10 protein-coding genes are annotated in these 5,786 nt (G+C 62.3%); 6 read left to right on the top strand and 4 right to left on the bottom strand.

Going from position 1 to position 5,786, the window contains the following annotated elements; translation table 11 throughout:
* Both ABS88_RS23295 and trbB read right to left on the bottom strand, forming a co-directional pair.
* Window positions 1–330 (bottom strand): TrbC/VirB2 family type IV secretion system protein (locus ABS88_RS23295; protein WP_286750728.1); only part of this gene is annotated, 330 nt, incomplete at its 3' end.
* 2 nt (window positions 331–332) lie between these two features.
* Complete coding sequence (gene trbB, locus ABS88_RS23290; protein WP_286750727.1) at window positions 333–1,310, bottom strand: P-type conjugative transfer ATPase TrbB; 978 nt, start codon at window positions 1,308–1,310, stop codon at window positions 333–335.
* Between the two features lie 271 nt (window positions 1,311–1,581).
* On the opposite strand from trbB, the gene ABS88_RS23285 reads away from it, so the two are divergent.
* From ABS88_RS23285 to ABS88_RS23275, 3 genes are all read left to right on the top strand, one after another.
* A complete protein-coding gene (locus ABS88_RS23285; RefSeq protein ID WP_255265934.1) occupies window positions 1,582–2,049 on the top strand; it encodes a LuxR C-terminal-related transcriptional regulator in 468 nt (155 codons plus the stop codon).
* Window positions 2,050–2,110: 61 nt separating this feature from the next.
* A complete protein-coding gene (locus tag ABS88_RS23280) occupies window positions 2,111–2,443 on the top strand; it encodes a hypothetical protein (RefSeq protein WP_062767745.1) in 333 nt (110 codons plus the stop codon).
* Between the two features lie 32 nt (window positions 2,444–2,475).
* Window positions 2,476–2,961, top strand: a complete 486-nt coding sequence (locus ABS88_RS23275; RefSeq protein WP_062767743.1) for a hypothetical protein — start codon at window positions 2,476–2,478, stop codon at window positions 2,959–2,961.
* An 8-nt stretch (window positions 2,962–2,969) separates the two neighbouring features.
* On the opposite strand, the gene ABS88_RS23270 is transcribed toward ABS88_RS23275, so the two are convergent.
* Entirely contained in the window at window positions 2,970–3,251 is a 282-nt protein-coding gene (locus ABS88_RS23270; RefSeq protein ID WP_286750730.1) for a hypothetical protein, read from the bottom strand.
* Here ABS88_RS23270 and ABS88_RS23265 point away from each other — a divergent pair.
* Window positions 3,165–3,899, top strand: coding sequence for a JAB domain-containing protein (locus ABS88_RS23265; protein WP_162928264.1), 735 nt, complete (start codon window positions 3,165–3,167; stop codon window positions 3,897–3,899). The two genes, ABS88_RS23270 and ABS88_RS23265, sit on opposite strands and share 87 nt — an antisense overlap.
* 20 nt (window positions 3,900–3,919) lie before the next feature.
* Here ABS88_RS23265 and ABS88_RS23260 read toward each other — a convergent pair whose 3' ends face one another.
* Entirely contained in the window at window positions 3,920–4,150 is a 231-nt protein-coding gene (locus ABS88_RS23260; protein WP_062767742.1) for a hypothetical protein, read from the bottom strand.
* A gap of 170 nt (window positions 4,151–4,320) precedes the next feature.
* Between ABS88_RS23260 and ABS88_RS23255 the strand changes: the two genes are divergently transcribed.
* Window positions 4,321–5,037: a hypothetical protein gene (locus tag ABS88_RS23255; protein WP_286750726.1), complete on the top strand. Its 717-nt coding sequence runs from the start codon at window positions 4,321–4,323 to the stop codon at window positions 5,035–5,037.
* A gap of 2 nt (window positions 5,038–5,039) precedes the next feature.
* Entirely contained in the window at window positions 5,040–5,669 is a 630-nt protein-coding gene (locus ABS88_RS23250; protein WP_062767740.1) for a hypothetical protein, read from the top strand.
* Window positions 5,670–5,786: the final 117 nt, after the last annotated feature.

The raw sequence follows: 5,786 nt of genomic DNA, 5'->3' as shown, positions 1-5,786 counted from the left end.
GACGACGGCTCCGCCGCCGAAGGAAAAGAAGGTCAGGAAGAAGCTCGACGCCGCGAAGGCGATCGACAGCCCGAACACGATCTGGACCATGCGGCGAAAACCGCCCGACGTGTCGCCGAACGAGATGGTCAGCCCGGTGATTATGATGATGATCAGCGAGATCACCTTTGCGACCGGTCCCTCGACGCTTTCGAGGATCGACTGCAGCGGCGCTTCCCACGGCATCGACGACCCACCCGCGCGGGCGGGCAAGGCGGTCACGAGCGCGACATAGAGGGCGGTCGAGGTGAGCAGGAAGCGCGGTGCTTCCTGCCGGGCGGCATGCGTCATGGTCAGTCTCCTTCGGGGGTAAAGAGGGGGGTGATGCGATAGTCGCCGGTCGACGCATCGAGACCGTCGACGCGCGCCATTTCAGCAAGGCGTCGGCCGGCCCCGTCGCGCACGAGAACGGCAACGAGATCGATCGTTTCTGCGAGGAGGGCACGCGGGACCGTGATCACGGCTTCCTGGATGAGCTGCTCCATGCGGCGGAGCGCGCCGATCGCACTGCCTGCGTGGATCGTGCCGATGCCGCCGGGATGTCCGGTGCCCCAGGCCTTCAGAAGATCGAGCGCCTCGGCGCCGCGAACCTCCCCGATCGGAATGCGGTCCGGCCGAAGACGAAGCGAGGAGCGGACGAGATCGGACAGTGACGCGACCCCATCCTTGGTGCGCATCGCGACGAGGTTCGGAGCGGCGCATTGCAGCTCGCGGGTATCTTCGATCAGGACGACGCGCTCGCTGGTCTTGGCGACCTCGGCGAGCAGGGCATTGGTGAGCGTGGTCTTGCCTGTCCCGGTGCCACCGGCGACGAGGATATTGAGGCGCGCGGCGACCCCGGCGCGCAGCGCCTCGGCCGCCGGTGCGGACATGATGCCGGCTGCGACATAGTCGCCGAGCGAGAAGACGGCGACCGCAGGCTTGCGGATCGCGAAGGTCGGCGCCGCGACCACGGGCGGCAGCAGGCCCTCGAAGCGCTCGCCGCTTTCGGGAAGTTCGGCCGACACGCGCGGCGACCCGGCATGGACTTCGGCGCCGACGTGATGCGCGACGAGCCGGATGATGCGCTCGCCGTCGGTGGCCGCGAGCAGGATACCGCTATCGGTGATCCCTGCGCCGAGACGATCGACCCAGAGCCGGCCGTCGGGATTGAGCATGATTTCGATGACCGCGGGGTCGGCAAGCCACTCGGCAATCGCGCCGCCAAGCGCTGTCCGCAGCATGCGGGCACCACGTCCCTGCGCCTCGAAACGGACCGGTTCTGCGCCCATGATAGTCCCCGTTGGATGGTCCGGGCAAAGGCGCCCGGCTCGACGGGGATGAGTAAGAGACGCAAAGATTCACTATTTTCAACAGAGATTTGCGCGCGTCGTACTGTGGGTAAGAAAGACAGGGAATGGCGTAGGCCGCGATGCGATCAGTTCCGATTCGGAAGCGATTAAATGAAGGTCGGCGGGTTGTGCCGAGCGCGATTTTGACAACAGTGTCAGGATGAGTGATTCGGGGTCGCAGCATTCGGACGAGTTCTTGAGGTGGACGCGCTTGACAGAAAAGCAGCGGGCCTGTCTCGATTTGCTGCTGGAACGAAAAACCTCGAAACAGATCGCCCGCGACCTCGACATATCGAAGCAGGCGGTGGATTTGCGGCTCACCACCGCACGCGACACGCTGGGCGCGGCCAACCGCGACGAGACCGCGATCATCTATGCGCGGCTCCGCCAGACCTATGATCGGATACCATGTGATCCGGTCATACTACCGCCAACCCCCGAACTGGTGCCATCCGATTTCCCGGACGGTGACCCCGCTAGCTTGCTGCATCTGAACGATAATTTGGCAAGTCGAGCCGGGTCTCGGAGCGAAGGCTCTCCGTTCAGGGATTTGCTGAGGCCGAACTATAGGCCTCAGGCCCGGGTCGTGATCGTCGTGAGCTTGCTCATCGCGGTCCTGCTCATGGTCATCGCAGGCCTGTCGATCGGTCAGACGCTGACCCGGCTCGCCTCGGCCTGATCCCATATCGTGTTGAACCATGGTCCGGGAGCGCAGCGCGCTTCTCCGGAGAGGAGAGTCTATGCAAAATTTGAACAGCGTTGCCGCGGAGCGGTTGCAGCGAGTGGTGCCTGCAGCCGAAGCGCAGATCGATGGCGCCCTCATCGCCGTTTCGTCGCTGATGGCGGAGGTCGTCACTGCCCGTCGAGATACGGCCGGCGTCCCTGCTGCCAAGGGACATGCGACGATCCGCCGCATCGCCGAAGCGCAACTGGCGCTGGTCGGGGTGAGCGGCGACATCCTTCGTGTTCATGGCGACCTTGCCGATATCGGCCGTGAAACGTCAGGCCTCGACCTTCACGAATGCCCCGCAGCTGCCGAAGCCGGCCCCGCAAAGCTTTCCCTGGTGAGCTGAGCGACATTGACGATGGGCCATCGGCATGGTGAATGAGCGCGATGCTGCGGATCGCAATCTTCGTGACATTGCTGCTGGTGGCTCTCGTCTACGCTCTCCGCAAGGGCGGCGGCCCGGAGAGAGCGGTGGCAGCCATTCTCCTGTTCATGCTGATTTCCGATCAGGCTCTACACCTGATTTTTGCGGTGAACTTTGTCACGGTCGATACGGGTCACTTGCTGATCGATCTGATAGCGGCGGCCGCGACGATGACCGTAGCGCTGACGGCCTATCGCTTCTGGCCCATGCTGGCGGCAGTCCTGCAATGTCTTCCGCTACTGGCTCACACGACCCGCGCGATCGACATGGAACTCCACCCAATAGCGTATCTGACGATGCAGGTCGCTGCATCCTGGCTTCTTCCGCCGCTCCTCGTGGCCGCAACCTGGCATCACCAAAAGCGATTGGCTCGAGCCGGCAGCGATCGGTCCTGGTACATTTTATTGCGACCATCGAGCCCGAACGCTGCGAAGCCTTAGCGGACCGGCTACTTGTCGCGTTTCATTCGATCAGCCGCATTTGGGCGCAGTCGCCAGAAGCGCTCGCTCGCGTCATTGGTGACGCGCCGCAGGTCGCAGAGGTCATTCTCGAGGCACATAAGCTCGCCACCGAGAGCCTTTCCGGCGATCTTCGAGGTATCAGCATCGATCCCTTCGACCGGAGGCTCCGCTCCTACCTCATCATGTCGATGGGCTCGCTCTCCGACGAACGGCTCCGTATCCTCTTCCTCGACGGTGGGCGCCATCTTCTCGCCGACGAGGTTTTGCAAAGCGGCACGCTTGCGCAGCTTGCCATCTACCCCCGAACGATCTTCCGGCGTGCGCTCGAACTCAATGCCGCCGGGCTAATCCTCGTCCACAACCATCCGAGCGGCGACCATCGCCCCAGCGTCGAGGACATCGAGGCGACGCGGAAGCTCGAAATGATCGGACGGTCGCTCAACGTCGAGATCATCGACCACATCGTTGTGACATCAACCCACTGCCATCACGTCATCAGCAACGACACTCTTGCGGGGACGCCGATTCCGTCAGCCTCCTTCACATTGCGAAGTCCGGGAGGTCCCGCCCGCATCGACCATGGGGACATTGCGCTGGCTAATGCGAAGGCCGCGATGCGCAGGCGCCTCCTCCGCCAACAACTGATCGGGGCCCCTGAACTCTTTGGCGATCCCGCATGGGAAATGCTGATCGATCTCTTCGTTCACGAATGCGAGCGAAAGCGCCTGTCCATCAGCGCGCTATGCGTCACGTCCTCGATCCCGATGAGCAGCGCGCTACGGCTGGCGCAGCGCCTCTGCGATGCCGGCATTACGCGCCGCGTACCCGATCCGATCGACGGGCGCCGGACTTTCATCCGGCTCGATCCGATCATCGCTCACCGGATGCGCGCCTATTTCGAAGCCGGTGCCGAATGAACGATGCCGAGGCCGGATCGTTAATGTTCGCGCGCGCTCCCCGAATGTTCGGCGGCCGCGCGCACCATTTGCGCCCAGCTCCCGATATAGGCAGCACGGTTCTTATATTGATCCCCGGACTCGGCCGTCATTAGCGCCACGCTGCCAAGCGTTTCGGCAAACTCATTGGTCGTGCAGACACCCTTTCGCTCCAGCACGCCGCCGAGCGCTGCCAATATTGAACCAACCGCAAAAAGTGCGTCTTCGTCCATGATAAGCTCCTTTTTATCCAGCAATTAGCGGATCGCAGAACTGGGATACTTGGATGTGGCATCTTTCCGGTCGGGGGGCAAAGCGCCAGCGGTAACCCAAAATTAGGAGCAGCGACGATGTCGCCATATAATGTGGCCAACGAATTTGACCGCGCGAAAGAGGAGGAAAGGTGCCCAAAACGCTCGCTGAGGAATCGCCCGATGGCCGCGTCTTTTTCGCGCCGGGCATTCTACGCCATTCGCCGTTCGCCAGCGACGTTGCCTATATAATTGCTCTGTGGGCGCATATCGATGGCGATATTGCCTCGATCCTCAGCCGGATGCTGAAAAGCGACATTGCGGTCGGCACTGCAATGTATCTCTCGCTGGTCGGAGCCGGAGCACAGCGGGGCGCACTTGATGCGGCAGCGCACGAAGCGCTCCCCGAGTGGCAGCAACTGCTGTTCAAGGCGATCGGCTCGGTCGCAGAGGAGTCGCGCAAGACCCGCAATCATTTTGCCCATCGTATCTGGGGGCATTGCTCCGAACTCACGGAAGCGATCCTGCTCACCCACCCCAAGACCATCGTGAAGTACAACATCAGCCATCGCCAGCGCGTGGAGGAACTTCCCGACGGTCGCGGCGTGATCCGGCCTATGCCAATCGATGAAGAGAAGATCCTGGTCTATCGGCGGCCTGATTTCGATGCGGCGATCGAGGAAGCGGAGCGAGCGCAGACGCTCTATCGGCTCTTTTACGCCATTATGTGCGATTCCGGCGAAGGGCCAAAGGCCCAGCTCCTCGCCGATCCCATTTTCAAGGCTCGCCTCGATCAGATTGCGAAGGGCGCAAACGCCGAGGCGAAAGCCATTCTAGGGATCAAGGCCAAAGAGAAACGGAAGCACTGACTATGCGATACTGGAACACGGGGGACACGCCCACCAATTCGAACCTCAGCGCGCTCGAGAATCTTGCGCGGCCGTGGGCCGGGATCGACGCCGAGCACCTCCTCGATGTCATCCGCGGAGTGATCCGGATCGAGAAGATGCTGCCGAAGGCGGTGCGGGTGCATTTCAAGCTGCCGCATCTTTTCGTCGGCGCTGGCCCCTATGATTGGGACGCCGCGCGCCGGGATGAATATCATAGCGAACTCTGCGAGGCACTCAGTGCGGGCCTTGCCAATGTACAGGCCGACCCCACTCTCACGAAAGATGGTGGAGCCGATCTCAGCGACCGCCCTCCGACGCGGGGTGAAGAGCTTGAGTTCGCCTGCAGGGCCTGGAGCCGCAATCGGACGAGTAGCAATCTCGACGATCTGCGCATTGCATGCAGCGTGCAGGGGATGCAGAGCCGCTTCGACAAGCTGGAGCGCTGGCTGGGTCGAAAGCGTCCGGGCTCGTCGCCGCACTCGGTGGAGTATGAGGTCGAATGCGCGCTCGGTGACATCGATCGCTACGCCGATACCTATCACTCCATGGAAGCAAGCTACCGCTACGCCGAAAGACTACGCGAGCGCGAGCAGCTAGGCGAAGCGGACTGAACGAAGTTCGGCTTTCCAGGAAATGCGGCAAGATATCCCCAGACGCACCCCCGACTGTTGATAAAATTGCGATTCACCCTGTTGACAAGCGACTCGCCTGAGGGGCACTCCAGCCCG

The organism is Sphingopyxis sp. SCN 67-31 (genome assembly GCF_001725095.1).
Note: the sequence above shows the minus strand (reverse complement) of the source record. Positions and strands in the feature narration are given on the sequence as shown.

Excerpts from the sequence above, each read along its gene's own strand:
- ABS88_RS23265 (WP_162928264.1), top strand. The coding sequence starts at position 3,165 with ATGTCGATGGGCTCGCTCTCCGACGAACGGCTCCGTATCCTCTTCCTC.
- ABS88_RS23275 (WP_062767743.1), top strand. The coding sequence starts at position 2,476 with ATGAGCGCGATGCTGCGGATCGCAATCTTCGTGACATTGCTGCTGGTG.
- ABS88_RS23280 (WP_062767745.1), top strand. The coding sequence starts at position 2,111 with ATGCAAAATTTGAACAGCGTTGCCGCGGAGCGGTTGCAGCGAGTGGTG.
- trbB (WP_286750727.1), bottom strand. The coding sequence starts at position 1,310 with ATGGGCGCAGAACCGGTCCGTTTCGAGGCGCAGGGACGTGGTGCCCGC.
- ABS88_RS23260 (WP_062767742.1), bottom strand. The coding sequence starts at position 4,150 with ATGGACGAAGACGCACTTTTTGCGGTTGGTTCAATATTGGCAGCGCTC.
- ABS88_RS23250 (WP_062767740.1), top strand. The coding sequence starts at position 5,040 with ATGCGATACTGGAACACGGGGGACACGCCCACCAATTCGAACCTCAGC.